The organism is Pseudomonas sp. TE24901 (genome assembly GCF_054058375.1).
In genome coordinates this window covers 409,426-424,879 of sequence record NZ_JBSSAF010000004.1, presented here as the reverse complement: position 1 = coordinate 424,879, position 15,454 = coordinate 409,426, and the positions used below count along the sequence as shown (strand labels likewise).

General features: G+C 59.9%; 14 protein-coding genes. 9 read left to right on the top strand and 5 right to left on the bottom strand.

The window, feature by feature from the left end; all coding sequences use genetic code 11:
* Window positions 1–29: 29 nt before the first annotated feature.
* Complete coding sequence (locus ACVWVP_RS10785; protein ID WP_178921512.1) at window positions 30–470, bottom strand: universal stress protein; 441 nt, start codon at window positions 468–470, stop codon at window positions 30–32.
* A 106-nt stretch (window positions 471–576) separates the two neighbouring features.
* On the opposite strand from ACVWVP_RS10785, the gene ACVWVP_RS10780 reads away from it, so the two are divergent.
* Window positions 577–1,014 carry a hypothetical protein gene (locus ACVWVP_RS10780; protein WP_178921510.1) on the top strand — a complete coding sequence of 146 codons (438 nt, stop codon included), beginning with the start codon at window positions 577–579 and terminating at the stop codon, window positions 1,012–1,014.
* A 172-nt stretch (window positions 1,015–1,186) separates the two neighbouring features.
* Here ACVWVP_RS10780 and ACVWVP_RS10775 read toward each other — a convergent pair whose 3' ends face one another.
* Window positions 1,187–1,534, bottom strand: a complete 348-nt coding sequence (locus ACVWVP_RS10775; protein ID WP_457405726.1) for a hypothetical protein — start codon at window positions 1,532–1,534, stop codon at window positions 1,187–1,189.
* A gap of 17 nt (window positions 1,535–1,551) precedes the next feature.
* Here ACVWVP_RS10775 and fadB point away from each other — a divergent pair, with 17 nt between their 5' ends.
* The 6 genes from fadB (at window position 1,552) to ACVWVP_RS10745 (ending at window position 9,148) form a co-directional block, all read left to right on the top strand.
* Window positions 1,552–3,699 carry a fatty acid oxidation complex subunit alpha FadB gene (gene fadB / locus ACVWVP_RS10770; RefSeq protein ID WP_457405724.1) on the top strand — a complete coding sequence of 716 codons (2,148 nt, stop codon included), beginning with the start codon at window positions 1,552–1,554 and terminating at the stop codon, window positions 3,697–3,699.
* Between the two features lie 29 nt (window positions 3,700–3,728).
* Window positions 3,729–4,904 carry an acetyl-CoA C-acyltransferase FadA gene (gene fadA, locus ACVWVP_RS10765; RefSeq protein ID WP_016971415.1) on the top strand — a complete coding sequence of 392 codons (1,176 nt, stop codon included), beginning with the start codon at window positions 3,729–3,731 and terminating at the stop codon, window positions 4,902–4,904.
* Window positions 4,905–5,001: 97 nt separating this feature from the next.
* Window positions 5,002–5,238: a DUF1653 domain-containing protein gene (locus tag ACVWVP_RS10760; protein ID WP_028619417.1), complete on the top strand. Its 237-nt coding sequence runs from the start codon at window positions 5,002–5,004 to the stop codon at window positions 5,236–5,238.
* A gap of 114 nt (window positions 5,239–5,352) precedes the next feature.
* The gene (topA, locus tag ACVWVP_RS10755) at window positions 5,353–7,974 is read left to right on the top strand and encodes a type I DNA topoisomerase (protein WP_457405722.1); all 2,622 of its coding nucleotides are present in this window, start codon (window positions 5,353–5,355) and stop codon (window positions 7,972–7,974) included.
* Between the two features lie 217 nt (window positions 7,975–8,191).
* Window positions 8,192–8,713: a DUF6586 family protein gene (locus ACVWVP_RS10750; RefSeq protein WP_457405719.1), complete on the top strand. Its 522-nt coding sequence runs from the start codon at window positions 8,192–8,194 to the stop codon at window positions 8,711–8,713.
* 201 nt (window positions 8,714–8,914) lie between these two features.
* Entirely contained in the window at window positions 8,915–9,148 is a 234-nt protein-coding gene (locus ACVWVP_RS10745; RefSeq protein ID WP_176995340.1) for a hypothetical protein, read from the top strand.
* Between the two features lie 273 nt (window positions 9,149–9,421).
* Here the strand turns inward: ACVWVP_RS10745 and sulA are convergent, their stop codons facing one another.
* Entirely contained in the window at window positions 9,422–9,895 is a 474-nt protein-coding gene (gene sulA, locus ACVWVP_RS10740) for an SOS-induced cell division inhibitor SulA (protein WP_178921503.1), read from the bottom strand.
* Between the two features lie 10 nt (window positions 9,896–9,905).
* Window positions 9,906–10,514 (bottom strand): transcriptional repressor LexA, encoded by a 609-nt coding sequence (gene lexA / locus ACVWVP_RS10735; protein WP_003172575.1) that lies wholly within the window; start codon window positions 10,512–10,514, stop codon window positions 9,906–9,908.
* Between the two features lie 263 nt (window positions 10,515–10,777).
* Between lexA and ACVWVP_RS10730 the strand changes: the two genes are divergently transcribed.
* Together ACVWVP_RS10730 and nagZ are read left to right on the top strand one after the other, a co-directional pair.
* A complete protein-coding gene (locus ACVWVP_RS10730; protein WP_176995342.1) occupies window positions 10,778–11,485 on the top strand; it encodes a TetR/AcrR family transcriptional regulator in 708 nt (235 codons plus the stop codon).
* A 154-nt stretch (window positions 11,486–11,639) separates the two neighbouring features.
* Window positions 11,640–12,650 (top strand): beta-N-acetylhexosaminidase, encoded by a 1,011-nt coding sequence (gene nagZ / locus ACVWVP_RS10725; RefSeq protein WP_178921501.1) that lies wholly within the window; start codon window positions 11,640–11,642, stop codon window positions 12,648–12,650.
* Between the two features lie 112 nt (window positions 12,651–12,762).
* On the opposite strand, the gene ACVWVP_RS10720 is transcribed toward nagZ, so the two are convergent.
* Window positions 12,763–15,453 carry a DEAD/DEAH box helicase gene (locus tag ACVWVP_RS10720; RefSeq protein ID WP_457405715.1) on the bottom strand — a complete coding sequence of 897 codons (2,691 nt, stop codon included), beginning with the start codon at window positions 15,451–15,453 and terminating at the stop codon, window positions 12,763–12,765.
* Between the last annotated feature and the right edge of the window lies 1 nt (window position 15,454).

Below are 15,454 nucleotides of genomic sequence, written 5' to 3'. Positions count from 1 at the left end.
ATCAAAAAAATGTGGGAGCTTGGTAGGGCTTAAGGGGCCTTGACCAGCTTGACGGCCAGCACATCACACGGTGCGCCGTGCAATACGTCATTGGCGGTAGAGCCCAGCAGCAGCGCCAGACCATGGCGGCCGTGGCTGCCGACCACGATCAGGTCGCAAGCTTTTTCCTTGGCCAGGTGGTGGATTTCCTGACGCGGTTGGCCGTAAGTCAGGTGGCAGTCATCCTTTTTCAGGTGCGGGTATTTGAGAATCAAACGGTCAAGGCGCTCTTTGGCCTGGTCGAATTGTTGTTGCTGCAACTGGGAAAGATCCATCGGCACGTCACCCCCAAAGGCCATGGCCATGGGCTCGACGATATGCACCAGCGACAGTATGGCGCCATTGGCGATTGCGGATTCCTGCGCGCGCTTGATCACTGGGTCGCACTCTTCGGTCAGGTCGACAGCGACCAGAATATGTTGGTAGGGCATGAGGCGTTCCTCCAGAGGGACTGCAATAAGTTCAGTATGGCTGCTTTCAAGCGGATGGGGTTGCGTCAGATCAAATCCGCTCATCTAGAAATTCGGGAGTACACATATGACGGTCTGGATAGTGGTGTCAATCCTTGTGGTGGTTCTGAGCCCCTTGGCATGGCTGCGCCCGTCGCGCCATCAGAGCGGGCGCATGGCCTTGCGCATGGAAGCCCGCCGCATCGGCCTGGCCATGCAATTGGCGCCCCAGGAGTGGCCGCACTGGCTCAAGCAGGAGCCGCCCAGCCCGTGTGCGCAGTACTGCCGGCCACGACGGGGCAGCACGCCGGCGATCTGGAGTTACTGGCAGCTGGAGCCAGGGGTGTGGGTCAACCAATGGCGCGAAGTCTGCGTGGACGAGAAGTTGTTGCCGCATTTTGCAACGCTGCCGGCCAACGTCTACAAGGTCGAGGCCGATAAGCAAATGATTGCCCTGTATTGGGGGGAGAAGGGCGAGGCGAGCGTGTTGAAGGACATCGATACCTTGCTCAGGGCCCTGGCCTGATACGGACACTGGCGGCCTGGAATAACCCCCTGTAGGAGCCCGCCGATCCTGGGGAAACGGCGGGCAATAAAAAGCCCGACATCATCATCGGGCTGGAGTTGGCCAGGCAGGCCGGTAAATCTGTGTTTCACGCGTCGGATGTTCATCACGGCGCGCTACGGTTGCGGCTAGCCTAGCCGGATATCTCGTTCTGTACAGCCTTTTCCCACATCTTTTCCATTATTGATTTCGTGAATATTTGAATATTGACGAGGCGCGGGCCTATGGTTGGGGTTCTGAAATGACTGGAAAGTCGCGTTTTTCCTAGCCTTTGGAGCGATTGACAATTGCCCGGAATTGGATGAAGGTGGCGTACCCAAATCAAACGGGCGTATGAATTGAGCGTTTGTCTGTCAGACTGCTCATACAGAACCCCGACTATCGCATTGGCGGGTGTGCCTGGCGGATTGGCGTGAACATTGACCAAATCATCAATGTCCAACCAGAGGCCAGCGTCCAGTGTGTACTGTTCAGCTTCCATATCGTGGAGATCAGTTGATGATTTACGAAGGTAAAGCCATCACGGTTAAGGCTCTTGAAAGTGGCATCGTCGAATTGAAATTCGACCTCAAGGGTGAGTCCGTCAACAAGTTCAACCGTCTAACCCTGAACGAACTGCGTCAGGCCGTAGACACCATCAAAGCAGATGCTTCGGTCAAGGGCGTGATCGTCTCCAGCGGCAAGGACGTGTTCATCGTCGGCGCTGACATCACCGAATTCGTCGACAACTTCAAGCTGCCCGATGCCGAGCTGGTGGCTGGCAACCTCGAAGCCAACAAGATTTTCAGCGATTTCGAAGACCTCAACGTACCCACCGTCGCCGCGATCAACGGCATCGCGTTGGGTGGCGGCCTGGAAATGTGCCTGGCAGCCGACTTCCGCGTGATGTCGGCCACGGCCAAGATCGGCCTGCCTGAAGTCAAGCTGGGCATCTACCCAGGTTTCGGCGGCACCGTGCGCCTGCCGCGCCTGATCGGTGCCGACAACGCCATCGAGTGGATTGCCGCCGGCAAGGAAAACAAGGCTGAAGATGCACTGAAAGTCGGTGCTGTCGACGCTGTGGTTGCTCCGGACAAGCTGGCCGAAGCCGCACTGAACCTGATCAAGGGCGCCATCAGCGGCGAATTTGACTACAAGGCCAAGCGCCAGCCGAAGCTGGAAAAGCTCAAGCTCAACGCCATCGAACAAATGATGTCGTTCGAAACCGCCAAAGGTTTCGTGGCAGGCCAGGCCGGCCCGAACTACCCGGCGCCGGTTGAAGCGATCAAGGCCATCCAGAAAGCTGCGAACTTCGGTCGCGACAAAGCCCTGGAAGTGGAAGCTGCTGGTTTCGTCAAACTGGCGAAAACCTCCGCTGCCCAGAGCCTGATTGGCCTGTTCCTGAACGATCAGGAACTGAAGAAAAAGGCCAAGGCCTACGACGAAATCGCCCGCGACGTGAAACAGGCTGCCGTACTCGGCGCCGGTATCATGGGCGGCGGTATCGCCTACCAGTCGGCGTCCAAAGGCACGCCGATCCTGATGAAAGACATCAACGAGCACGGCATCGAGCAAGGCCTGGCGGAAGCCGCCAAGCTGCTGGTCGGCCGCGTGGACAAAGGTCGCATGACCGCCGCGAAGATGGCTGAAGTGCTTAACGGTATTCGTCCTACGCTGTCCTACGGCGATTTCGGCCACGTCGACCTGGTGGTCGAAGCGGTTGTCGAGAATCCGAAGGTCAAACAGGCCGTACTGGCTGAAGTGGAAGCCCAGGTCAAAGACGACACTATCCTGGCTTCGAACACCTCGACCATTTCCATCTCGCTGCTGGCCAAGGCCCTCAAGCGTCCGGAAAACTTCGTCGGCATGCACTTCTTCAACCCCGTGCACATGATGCCGCTGGTGGAAGTGATCCGTGGCGAGAAGTCCAGCGAGCTGGCTGTTGCCACCACCGTTGCCTACGCCAAGAAAATGGGCAAGAACCCGATCGTGGTCAATGACTGCCCGGGCTTCCTGGTCAACCGCGTGCTGTTCCCGTACTTCGGCGGTTTCGCCAAGTTGGTCAGCGCCGGTGTGGACTTCGTGCGCATCGACAAGGTCATGGAAAAATTCGGCTGGCCAATGGGCCCGGCGTACCTGATGGACGTGGTCGGTATCGACACCGGTCACCATGGGCGCGACGTGATGGCTGAAGGCTTCCCGGACCGCATGAAAGACGACCGCCGCTCGGCGATCGACGCGCTGTACGAAGCCAAGCGCCTGGGCCAGAAGAACGGCAAGGGCTTCTACGCCTACGAGGCCGACAAGAAGGGCAAGCAGAAGAAAGTGGCCGATCCATCGGTTCACGAAGTACTCGCGCCTGTCATCTACGAGCAGCGTGAGGTGTCGGACGAAGACATCATCAACTGGATGATGATCGCCCTGTGCCTGGAAACCGTGCGCTGCCTGGAAGATGGCATCGTTGAAACCGCCGCCGAAGCCGACATGGGCCTGGTGTACGGTATTGGTTTCCCTCCATTCCGTGGTGGTGCGCTGCGTTACATCGATTCGATCGGTGTGGCCGAGTTCGTTGCCCTGGCTGATCAATACGCTGATTTGGGCCCGCTGTACCACCCGACTGCGAAGCTGCGTGAAATGGCCAAGAACGGCCAGAGCTTCTTCGGTTAAGCGCCCAAACGACTAGAGCGAGACTATTTATGAGCTTGAATCCAAGAGACGTCGTGATTGTGGACTTCGGCCGCACTCCGATGGGCCGCTCCAAGGGCGGCATGCACCGCAACACCCGCGCCGAAGACATGTCGGCGCACCTGATCAGCAAAGTGCTGGAACGCAACACCAAGGTCGACCCTAACGAAGTCGAGGACGTGATCTGGGGCTGCGTCAACCAGACCCTGGAGCAGGGCTGGAACATCGCGCGCATGGCGTCGCTGATGACCCAGATCCCGCACACGGCTGCTGGCCAGACCGTCAGCCGCCTGTGTGGCTCGTCGATGAGCGCCCTGCACACCGCCGCCCAGGCGATCATGACCGGCAACGGTGATGTGTTCGTGGTCGGTGGCGTGGAGCACATGGGCCACGTGAGCATGATGCACGGCGTCGATCCGAACCCGCACATGTCGCTGTACGCGGCAAAAGCCTCGGGCATGATGGGCCTGACCGCGGAAATGCTCGGCAAGATGCACGGCATCACCCGCGAAGCCCAAGACGCGTTCGGCCTGCGTTCCCACCAGCTCGCCCACAAGGCGACCGTGGAAGGCAAGTTCAAGGATGAAATCATCCCGATGAACGGCTATGACGAGAACGGCTTCCTGAAATTGTTCGACTATGACGAAACCATTCGTCCGGACACCACCCTGGAAAGCCTGGCGGCCTTGAAGCCAGCCTTCAATCCAAAGGGCGGCACCGTGACAGCCGGTACTTCGTCGCAAATCACCGACGGTGCCTCGTGCATGATCGTGATGTCGGCGCAGCGTGCCCAGGACCTGGGTATCCAGCCGCTGGCCGTGATTCGTTCGATGGCCGTGGCGGGTGTGGACCCGGCGATCATGGGCTATGGTCCAGTACCGGCCACACAAAAAGCCTTGAAGCGCGCAGGCCTGACCATCAACGACATCGACTTCTTCGAGCTCAACGAAGCGTTCGCCGCACAGGCCCTGCCAGTGCTGAAAGATTTGAAAGTGCTCGACAAGATGAATGAGAAGGTTAACCTGCACGGCGGTGCGATTGCCCTGGGCCACCCGTTCGGTTGCTCCGGTGCGCGGATTTCTGGCACTTTGCTTAACGTGATGAAGCAAAATGGCGGCAACCTCGGGGTTGCAACCATGTGCATTGGTCTCGGCCAAGGCATTTCCACCGTCTTCGAACGCGTCTAAGCGTTGGGTTGACGGAAGCCGGGGCCCAGTGCCCCGGTTTTTGTTTTTTGGCAGTTTTGTATTTTTTTTTTAACAAATTTTGTAAGAGGGCCAGAGCATGAAAGTCGAACCAGGGCTCTACCAGCATTATAAAGGTCCGCAGTACCGTGTTTTCAGTGTGGCGCGGCATTCCGAGACCGAAGAAGAAGTGGTGTTCTACCAAGCACTGTATGGCGATTACGGCTTTTGGGTGCGCCCATTGAGCATGTTTGTGGAGACCGTCGAAGTTGACGGCGAGCAAGTCCCGCGCTTTGCTTTGGTCCAGGCCGAACCCAGTCTTTTTTCAGGGCAATAACGGCAGGCCGCGCAGAATGCTGCGCTTGACCTCACCTTGTTGCCACTATATATAGCGTTGCCGCGACAGGCGCCAACTGCCTTTCACTTCTCGAATTCAGGAATTTTCCGATCCATGGGCAAATCGCTGGTCATTGTGGAATCCCCGGCTAAGGCCAAGACCATCAACAAGTACTTGGGCAACGAGTACGTGGTGAAGTCGAGTATCGGCCATATCCGAGACCTGCCCACCAGCGGTTCGGCTAGCGCCAGCAAGGAGCCAGCCGCCAAGCGCGGCAAGGCCGCTGCGGGCGAAGGTCCGGTGCTCACCCCTAAAGAGAAAGCGCGCAAGCAGCTGGTCTCGCGCATGGGTGTGGACCCGGATCATGGCTGGAAAGCCAAGTACGAGATCCTTCCGGGCAAGGAAAAGGTTATCGAAGAGCTGCGCCGGCTCGCCAAGGATGCCGACACCATCTATCTCGCAACGGACTTGGACCGCGAAGGGGAAGCCATTGCCTGGCACCTGCGGGAAGCCATCGGCGGTGATGACAGCCGCTACAAGCGTGTGGTGTTTAACGAAATCACCAAGAAAGCCATCCAGGAAGCTTTCTCCAAGCCGGGCGAGCTGGACATTGACCGCGTCAACGCCCAGCAGGCCCGTCGTTTCCTCGACCGCGTCGTGGGTTACATGGTCTCGCCATTGCTGTGGGCCAAGATCGCCCGTGGTTTGTCGGCCGGCCGCGTGCAATCGGTTGCCGTGAAGCTGGTGGTGGAGCGTGAGCGCGAAATCCGTGCGTTCATCCCTGAAGAATACTGGGAAGTCCACGCTGACCTCGGCACCGCCAAGGGCGCCAACGTGCGCTTTGAAGTGGCCCGCGAAAAAGGCGAGGCCTTCAAGCCGCTGAACGAAGCCCAGGCCATGGCCGCGCTGGAAAAGCTCAAGGCGTCCAGCTACAGCATCGTCAAGCGCGAAGACAAACCGACCAGCAGCAAGCCGTCGGCGCCGTTCATCACCTCCACCCTGCAGCAGGCCGCGAGTAACCGCCTGGGCTTTGGCGTGAAGAAAACCATGATGATGGCCCAGCGTTTGTACGAAGCCGGCTACATCACGTATATGCGTACTGACTCCACCAACCTGTCGGTGGACGCGGTCGCGATGGCGCGTACTTATATTGAAGGCGAGTTCGGCAAAAAGTACCTGCCGGAGAAACCGAACGTCTACAGCAGCAAGGAAGGCGCACAAGAGGCTCACGAAGCGATTCGTCCTTCCGACGCCAACACCACGCCTGCCAAGCTGAGCGGCATGGAGCGCGACGCCGAGCGCCTCTACGAGCTGATCTGGCGCCAGTTCCTGGCCTGCCAGATGCTGCCGGCGCAATACCTGTCCACCACGGTTACCGTGGCGGCCTCCGACTTCGAGCTGCGTGCCAAGGGCCGTATCCTCAAGTTCGACGGCTACACCCGTGTGATGCCGCAGATCGCCAAGCCTGGCGATGACGACGTGCTGCCGGACATGGCCCAGGGCGATGTGTTGAAGCTGATCAAGCTCGACCCGTCCCAGCACTTCACCAAGCCACCGGCACGTTACTCGGAAGCCAGCCTGGTCAAAGAGATGGAAAAACGCGGTATCGGTCGTCCTTCGACCTATGCGGCCATCATCTCCACCATCCAGGACCGTGGCTACGTGGCGCTGCACAACCGTCGTTTCTACTCGGAAAAGATGGGCGACATCGTCACCGAGCGCCTGTCCGAGAGCTTCTCCAACCTGATGGACTACGGCTTCACGGCCGGCATGGAAGAGAACCTCGATGACGTGGCCCAGGGCGAACGCGACTGGAAAAACGTACTGGACGAGTTCTACGGTGACTTCAAGAAAAAACTCGAAGTAGCCGAAAGCCCGGACAGTGGCATGCGCGCCAACCAGCCGGTGATGACTGACATCCAGTGCCAGACCTGCGGTCGTCCGATGCAGATCCGTACCGCTTCCACCGGCGTGTTCCTCGGCTGCTCGGGCTACAGCCTGCCGCCGAAAGAGCGTTGCAAGGCCACCGTGAACCTGGTGCCGGGCGATGAGATCGCCGCCGACGACGAGGGTGAATCCGAGTCGCTGGTACTACGTGGCAAGCACCGTTGCCCGATCTGCAGCACGGCGATGGACGCCTACCTGCTGGATGAGAAGCACAAGCTGCACATCTGCGGTAACAACCCGGACTGCAACGGCTACGAGATCGAAGAGGGCACCTACCGCATCAAGGGCTATGAAGGCCCAAGCCTGGAGTGCGACAAGTGCGGCAGCGAGATGCAGCTCAAGACCGGCCGTTTCGGCAAGTTCTTCGGTTGCACCAACCCGACGTGCAAGAACACCCGCAAGTTGCTCAAAAGCGGTGATGCGGCGCCGCCGAAGATGGACCCGGTGAAGATGCCTGAGCTCAAGTGCGAGAAGGTCAACGACACCTACATCCTGCGCGACGGTGCTTCGGGGCTGTTCCTGGCTGCCAGCCAGTTCCCGAAAAACCGCGAGACCCGTGCGCCGCTGGTGCTGGAGATCGTGCCGCACAAGGATGAGATCGATCCGAAGTACCACTTCCTGTGCGAAGCGCCGAAGAAGGATCCCGATGGTCGTCCGGCGGTGATCCGCTACAGCCGAAAGACCAAGGAGCAATACGTGCAGACCGAAGTGGACGGCAAGCCTACCGGCTGGAAAGCGTTCTACGACGGTGGCAAGTGGAAGGTCGAGGACAAGCGCCAGGGCGCTTGATCGACTAGTCTGCGAAATACAAAGGCCGCCTGTATAGGCGGCCTTTTCTTGTTGCAGGAGTGAGCTTATTGTGGCGAGCAAGCTTGCTTGCGCTGGGGGCGAGGCTCTCCCAAGAAAGCACGCGACTGCTGCGCAGTCGAGCGGGAGCAAGCTCCCTCGCCACAGCAAGCTTGCCCCTAAGCCAGCATCACGCCTATTCGTTGTGGAGATTGCCGTCATGGCCAACGAACTCTATACCCGTACCAATCAGAAAATTTACTTCGCGGGTTTGTCCCTGGAAGCCCTTGGCCGTGCCGGGGAAGGGAAGGAGATGAACGCCATCGCGCTGGTCCAGGCGGGACGTGAAGCGGCCTTGTTCCACCTGTACGGCGCCTTGCTGGGCCTGTGCCATGAAATCGCCGGGTTCTACCGCTTGCCCCAGGCCGGTTCGCCCCGTGCAGAAATGATCATGAATCGCGAAGTGCTGGACACGATGGCGATTCCTGAACTGGCCGAATTGGTGGAAATGGCTCAAAGCCCTGACAGTTGGGTCGCGCGTTTGCTCAAGGCTCACGCGGATATGTTCCAGCCGCCGCGTATTCCTCATGTGCCGAAGGGCGACGTGACGCAACCGTTGATCGTCGCGGTTGCGGTGGAAGAGGAAGAGCCCAAGCCATTGAGCCGGGAAGAGCTGGAGAGCTGGCGTCAGGAATTGAAAAAGATGGCGCTGCGCTTTCGCGAAGGCTTGAACGAATGCTGATGGCTTTGTAGGAGCCGGCTTGCCGGCGATGACGGTCTTGGTATCGCCATCGCCGGCAAGCCGGCTCCTGCAGGGGTTTGTGGTAGGTGTCGGTCGGCGGGTAGGACCGTTCATCAAGCTGTAAAGAAACCTCTTCAGATCCTCAGCGGGGCCGGGTGGATGACTGATATAATCCCGGCCTTTCGTGGAGAACAGACTTTTATGCCGACGTCCTTTCTGGAAATTGTTGAGTTGCCTGACGGCCGAATCGAGCTGCGCCGGGCAGAGGACGAGGGTTCTCTGGTTATTCTGGATTTTTCCGAGGACGCCAAAGCGTTCCTGCAAGGCCAGCACGTGGAAGTGGCGAAAGCCATGTTGAGCGTGGGTGTGCAGATGGCCGGTCGTTTGGCTGAAGGCGAGCCGGAGAAAGAAGAGGGGCCGCGGGTTCTGCACTAAGTACGCGGGTTGTGGTGGGCGGGCTCGGCCCGCGCTGGGCTGCGCAGCGGCCCCAAATTGATTAACGCGATCTATCAGAAATTATGCGGTGCCTGGTTTGGGGCCGCTGCGCAGCCCAGCGCGGGGCAAGCCCGCTCATTACAGCACTCGGCTAGGCATATAGCGTCCGGTGAGGCATACAGCACCCGGTGAGGTATAAAGCAGTCCGGGGTGAGGCATACAGCATCCTGGGCGAGGCAGGCCCGATAAATAGCCCGCCAGTAGCGCCCCCGTTTACCCCAATCGAATATTCAAGCTCTGCGCATCACCCATGCGTGCAGCGCTGATCAGCTGTTGCTTGGCTGTCGCATTCAATGGGTTCAACCAACTCACCACCGTGTGGCTGCGCCCAAGGCGCAAGGCTTCGCACGTCAATTGTTGAGCGCTCTGCGTGCCGCGGGGTTGCAGCAGCAGGATACGCTCACGATTGAGGCCCGCGTCCCGCAACCAGGCCTGGGTCAGGCTGGCCGGTGGGGCGATCAGTGTCAGCCAGCGCGCATCCTGCTCTTCGCTCAATTCACGCAGGACCGGCGCCAGCAGGCTCAGGCAGCTCCCGGCCGTACCGCGCAACGACAGTTCACTGAACGCCTCAGGCTCGGCGCTCCAGGGCGCTTCGACCGTTTCCTTGAGGATGGGCGCAAGGGGTTGGGCCATGAAGGCCTCGAACAGCGACAGTTGTGTGTGTTGTGGGGTATGGACGAGCTGCATGGTGCCTCCTTTAGCGGCGAATAACGCCGACGCTCAAGCCTTCGATCACCAGGTCCTGATCTTTCAGGTTCACTTCAATCGGGGCGAACTCAGGGTTCTCGGCCAACAGCCAGACCTTGCTGCCTTCACGCTTGAAGCGTTTGACGGTGACTTCATCGCCGATACGGGCGACAACGATCTGGCCATTGCGGGCTTCGCGGGTGGTATGGACGGCCAGGAGGTCGCCATCGAAAATGCCCACGTCCTTCATGCTCATGCCATGGACCCGCAACAGGTAGTCGGCGCGAGGATGGAAGAAGGTCGGATTGATGTTGCATGACTCTTCGACGTGCTGTTGCGCCAGGATCGGCGCACCGGCTGCGACGCGACCGATGATCGGCAGTGTCGATTCGTCGGCCTTGGCTTCGAAGCCAGGGATGCGGATACCGCGTGAAGCCCCCGGAGTCATTTCGATCGCGCCTTTGCGGGCGAGGGCCTTGAGGTGTTCCTCGGCGGCGTTGGGGGACTTGAACCCCAGTTCCAGCGCAATTTCCGCTCGTGTCGGCGGGTAGCCGTTGTCATCGAGGCAGCGCTTGATAAAAGCCAGAATCTCAGCTTGGCGTGGCGTCAGTTTTAGCATGTTGATCGCTCTGTCTTTTTATACAGTGACTGGGATTATATACAGTGAACTGCACTTGGCAATCATCCTTTTCGGCCACTCCGCTGGACGGTCATTCGTCACCCTTCCTGCAAGGCAGGGATAGCGCTGCCTACAGACCTCGGCGGATGTGATTAAATAGTGATGAAATAGATGACTGCCCGGCCGGAAAACGGACCCACAGGGTTGACAAGACACAACCTGAAACGTATGTTTCAAACAAGTGTTTGTCAGGCGGAGTAGCCATGGCCCAGTCGGAAACCGTTGAACGCATTCTCGATGCTGCCGAGCAATTGTTCGCGGAAAAAGGATTTGCTGAAACTTCATTGCGGCTGATCACCAGCAAGGCCGGGGTCAACCTCGCCGCAGTGAACTACCATTTCGGCTCGAAAAAGGCCCTGATCCAGGCGGTGTTCTCGCGCTTCCTGGGGCCGTTCTGCGCCAGCCTCGACCGTGAGCTGGAGCGTCGCCAGACCAAGCCCGACAACAAGCCAAGCCTGGAAGACCTGCTGGAAATGCTGGTCGAACAAGCCTTGGTAGTCCAGCCGCGCAGCGGTAACGACCTGTCGATCTTCATGCGCCTGTTGGGCCTGGCGTTCAGCCAGAGCCAGGGGCACTTGCGCCGTTACCTGGAAGATATGTACGGCAAGGTTTTCCGCCGTTATATGCTGCTGGTCAACGAAGCCGCGCCGCGTATTCCTCCGATTGAGCTGTTCTGGCGTGTGCACTTCATGCTCGGCGCCGCAGCTTTCAGCATGTCCGGGATCAAGGCGCTGCGTGCAATTGCCGAGACCGATTTCGGCGTCAACACCTCCATTGAGCAGGTCATGCGCCTGATGGTGCCGTTTCTCGCCGCCGGGATGCGTGCCGAAACCGGCGTCACCGATCCGGCCATGGCCGCCGCCCAGTTGCGCCCGCGCAGCAAATCGACACCGGCTGTCGCCAAGGCGTGATCGACCCGGGTGTGCGCGGCCGCTTGCATCCGCTAAGCTAGCCGCCCATGCCGAATTCAGCTATTTACTCGCAACCCGTTGTTCTCACCGAGCCCCCATTGATAATGGCGCCAAGTGAGGGCAACGGGTTGTGTGCGTTATTTAAGGAAGGTTTATGACTGCTGCCCTGCAAGGTTCATTGATGGTCGACGTTGCCGGCACCTGGCTGACGTCCGAGGATCGCCACCTGTTGCGCCAGCCGGAAGTGGGCGGGCTGATCATTTTTGCACGCAATATCGAGCATCCACGCCAGGTGCGGGAACTGAGCGCGGCCATTCGTGCGGTGCGCCCGGACCTGCTGTTGGCCGTCGACCAGGAAGGCGGCCGCGTGCAGCGTCTGCGCCAGGGCTTCGTGCGCTTGCCGGCCATGCGTGCGCTGGCGGATAACCCCAACGCTGAATACCTGGCTGAGCAGTGTGGCTGGATCATGGCGACCGAAGTGCTGGCCGTGGGCCTGGACCTGAGCTTCGCCCCCGTGCTTGACCTGGATTACCAGCGTAGCGCGGTGGTGGGCACCCGTTCCTTCGAAGGCGACCCGGAACGCGCAGCGCTGTTGGCTGGCGCGTTCATTCGTGGCATGAACAGCGCCGGCATGGCCGCCACCGGCAAGCATTTCCCAGGACATGGCTGGGCCGAGGCCGATTCCCACGTGGCCATTCCCAATGACGAGCGCAGCCTGGAAGAGATTCGTGCGAATGACCTGGTGCCTTTCGCACGCCTGAGCCAGCAGTTGGCGGCAGTGATGCCGGCGCATGTGATCTATCCGCAGGTTGATGCGCAACCGGCAGGCTTCTCGCGCCGCTGGCTGCAGGACATCCTGCGTGGTGAATTGCAGTTCGACGGGGTGATTTTCAGTGATGACCTGTCGATGGCGGGGGCGCATGTGGTCGGTGATGCGGCCAGCCGGATTGAGGCAGCGTTGACGGCGGGTTGTGATATGGGGTTGGTGTGCAATGATCGCGCGGCTGCAGAACTGGCGTTGACCGCCGCCCAGCGTATGAAGGTCAAGCCATCGGCTCGAATCGCGCGGATGCGCGGCCAGGCGATGGCGTCGACGGACTACAAGCAGGATCCGCGTTGGTTGGCGGCAGTTACCGCGCTGCGTGAAGCGCAGTTGATCGGCTGAAAACCGCGGTGCGCCCATCGCAGGCAAGCCAGCTCCCACATTCGACCGCAGTTATCTTGAAGAAACGCGGTCACCTGTGGGAGCTGGCTTGCCTGCGATAGCGATCTGACAGTCAGCGCTTTTCCTGTTTGTGGGGCAACGGCGCAAACAACGCCTCGATATCCTCGTTGCCCAGCTGCCAGTCTCCGGTAGTACGCCCATCCAGCACGCCCGCTGCCAAGTCGGACTTTTCCTTCTGCAGGTGCTGGATTTTCTCCTCCACCGTACCCCGGGCAATCATCTTGTACACGAACACCGGCTTCTCCTGGCCAATGCGGTACGCCCGATCAGTCGCCTGGTTTTCCGTGGCCGGGTTCCACCACGGGTCGTAGTGGATCACCGTGTCGGCTTCGGTCAGGTTCAAGCCCACACCACCGGCCTTCAGGCTGATCAGAAAAATCTGCAGCTTGCCGCTCTGGAAATCCTTCACTGGCGTGCGCCGATCCCGGGTCTGGCCCGTCAGGAGTGCGTAGGCCACGCCACGTTTTTTCAGCTCGGCTTCGATCAGGCTCAGCATTGAGGTGAACTGGGAAAACAGCAGGATCCGCCGACCTTCCGCAAACAACTCTTCAAGCATTTCCATCAAGCTGTCGAGCTTGCCCGAACTGCTGCCACGGGCGGGCAGGGTGGCATCGTTGACCAGCCGCAAGTCGCAGCACACCTGACGCAACTTCAGCAGCGCCTCAAGAATGATGATCTGGCTGCGCGCCACGCCCTTGCGGGTGATCTCGTCGCGCACCTTCTTATCCATGGCCAGGCGCATGGTTTCATACACATCGCGCTGGGCTTCGTTGAGGTCGACCCAGTGGATGATTTCGGTCTTGGGCGGCAGCTCGGTGGCCACTTGCTCCTTGGTGCGGCGCAACAGGAACGGCTTGATCCGACCGTTCAGGTGCTGCAATCGCACATCACTGGCGCGTTTTTCGATCGGCACGCGGTAATCGCGGTTGAAGCTTTTCACGTCGCCCAGCCAGCCCGGCAGAAGGAAGTGAAACAGCGACCACAACTCACCCAAGTGGTTTTCCAGCGGTGTACCACTGAGGCACAAACGCTGCCGCGCATTCAGTTCACGCGCGGCCTGGGCCGCCTTGCTCGACGGGTTCTTGATGTACTGGGCCTCATCAAGGATCAGCACGTGCAAGGGCAGGGCGGCGAGTTGTTCGATGTCCTTGGGCAGAAGCGCGTAGGTGGTCAACAGCAGGTCGTAATCCTGCAGGTTAGCGAAATGTTTCTTACGCCCGGCGCCATACAACGCCTGCACCTTGAGTTGCGGGGTGAAGTGCGCTGCTTCGTCGAGCCAGTTGGGGATCAGGCTGGTAGGCATCACCACCATGCAAGGACGGTCGAGGCGCCCAGCGGCTTTCTCCGTGAGAATATGCGCCAGGGTTTGCAGGGTCTTACCCAGGCCCATGTCATCCGCAAGAATCCCACCGACATTCAACTGGCGCAGTGACTGCATCCAGCTCAAACCTTCCAGTTGGTAAGGGCGCAAGGTGGCGTTCAAGCCTTCGGGCGCCACGCAGGTGAAGTCCCTGATATCCCGCAGGCGCTGGGCAAAGTTGCGGATCTTCTCGCCACCTTCCCATTGCAGGGGCAGGTCTTCCAGTGGGTTCAGCCGGATCGCATCGGCCTTGGCCAGCCGCAAAGCCGTGGTACCCGACTCCTGCAGGTAAAACTCGCCGAGGGTGGCCAGCACCGGTTTCAGGCGGCCGTAGGGCAACGCGACCTGTATCGGACCGTGACCATTGGGCAGGCCCGGGATGTTCACCAGGATCAGCTCGTCATCGCGGCGTCGCGCCAGTTTCTCGGGGTTGAGGATCTCGGTGTGGGAGCGCATCAGGTTCAGCAGGATCGGCAACAGGCTCAGCCGCTCGCCGTTGACGATGATCCCCAGTTCCAGGTCGAACCAGTCGCGCTCTGGCCCGTCATCGACCGTGGCGTACCAGTCATCGACGGCGCTCAGGTCGAAACCGAAGTCCTCATCGATCTGCAGCTCCCAACCCTCGGCGCGTAAACCCGGCGAGGCGTTGAGCGTGAAGTTCAGCCAGGCACTGTCATTGACCATCTCGAACAGCTCGCCGGCACTTTCCGGCAGGGCTTTGCTCTGGCGCGTGGCGATCTTGAACCCCAGCTGGCGCAGCTGTTCGCGATAGGGTTGTTCCAGTTCGGGATGGCGCTTGATCCGCAGGCTCTGGGTTTCCTGGCGCACGATGATGTCGGCATTTTTCTGCCCGCTGACATAGTTGCCCAGGTAGTTGAACGACAGCGCCGCGCGGTGCTGGATGTAGCGCTGCATCTTGCCGTTGCGCGGTTCAAACGCGCTGAACTCCACGCTGGCCATCCACAGGCGCGGCACCGGCAGCACGTCCTCCATCACCACTTGCGGCAACACCACGCGGTTATCCAGCACCGCCTGGAGTTTCTCCAGCAGCTCGGCATCCTGGGCGGCGGCTGGGTAGGCCAGGGTTTCCTGGACCTTGAGCAGCACCGCGGCGATATGTTTGCAGTTGGTGTGCACCGGGCAGGTACAGCGGCTGTCCACCAGAATCAACGTGCCCTTGGCCGACTCGCGCAGCGAAATGGTCTGCCGATACACATTGCCGCCCGAGCCTTCGCAACTGGCGACGATGGTGCTGTCACCGGACTCGACAATGCGCACCCGGTTTTCCAGGGCATAGCGCCGGCCACGCTCAAGGCTTTGCTCTTTAAAGCGATTGGCCCACGAAGGGGCCAGGGGTTTGGTCAAGGACGACGTCAGGGGCATG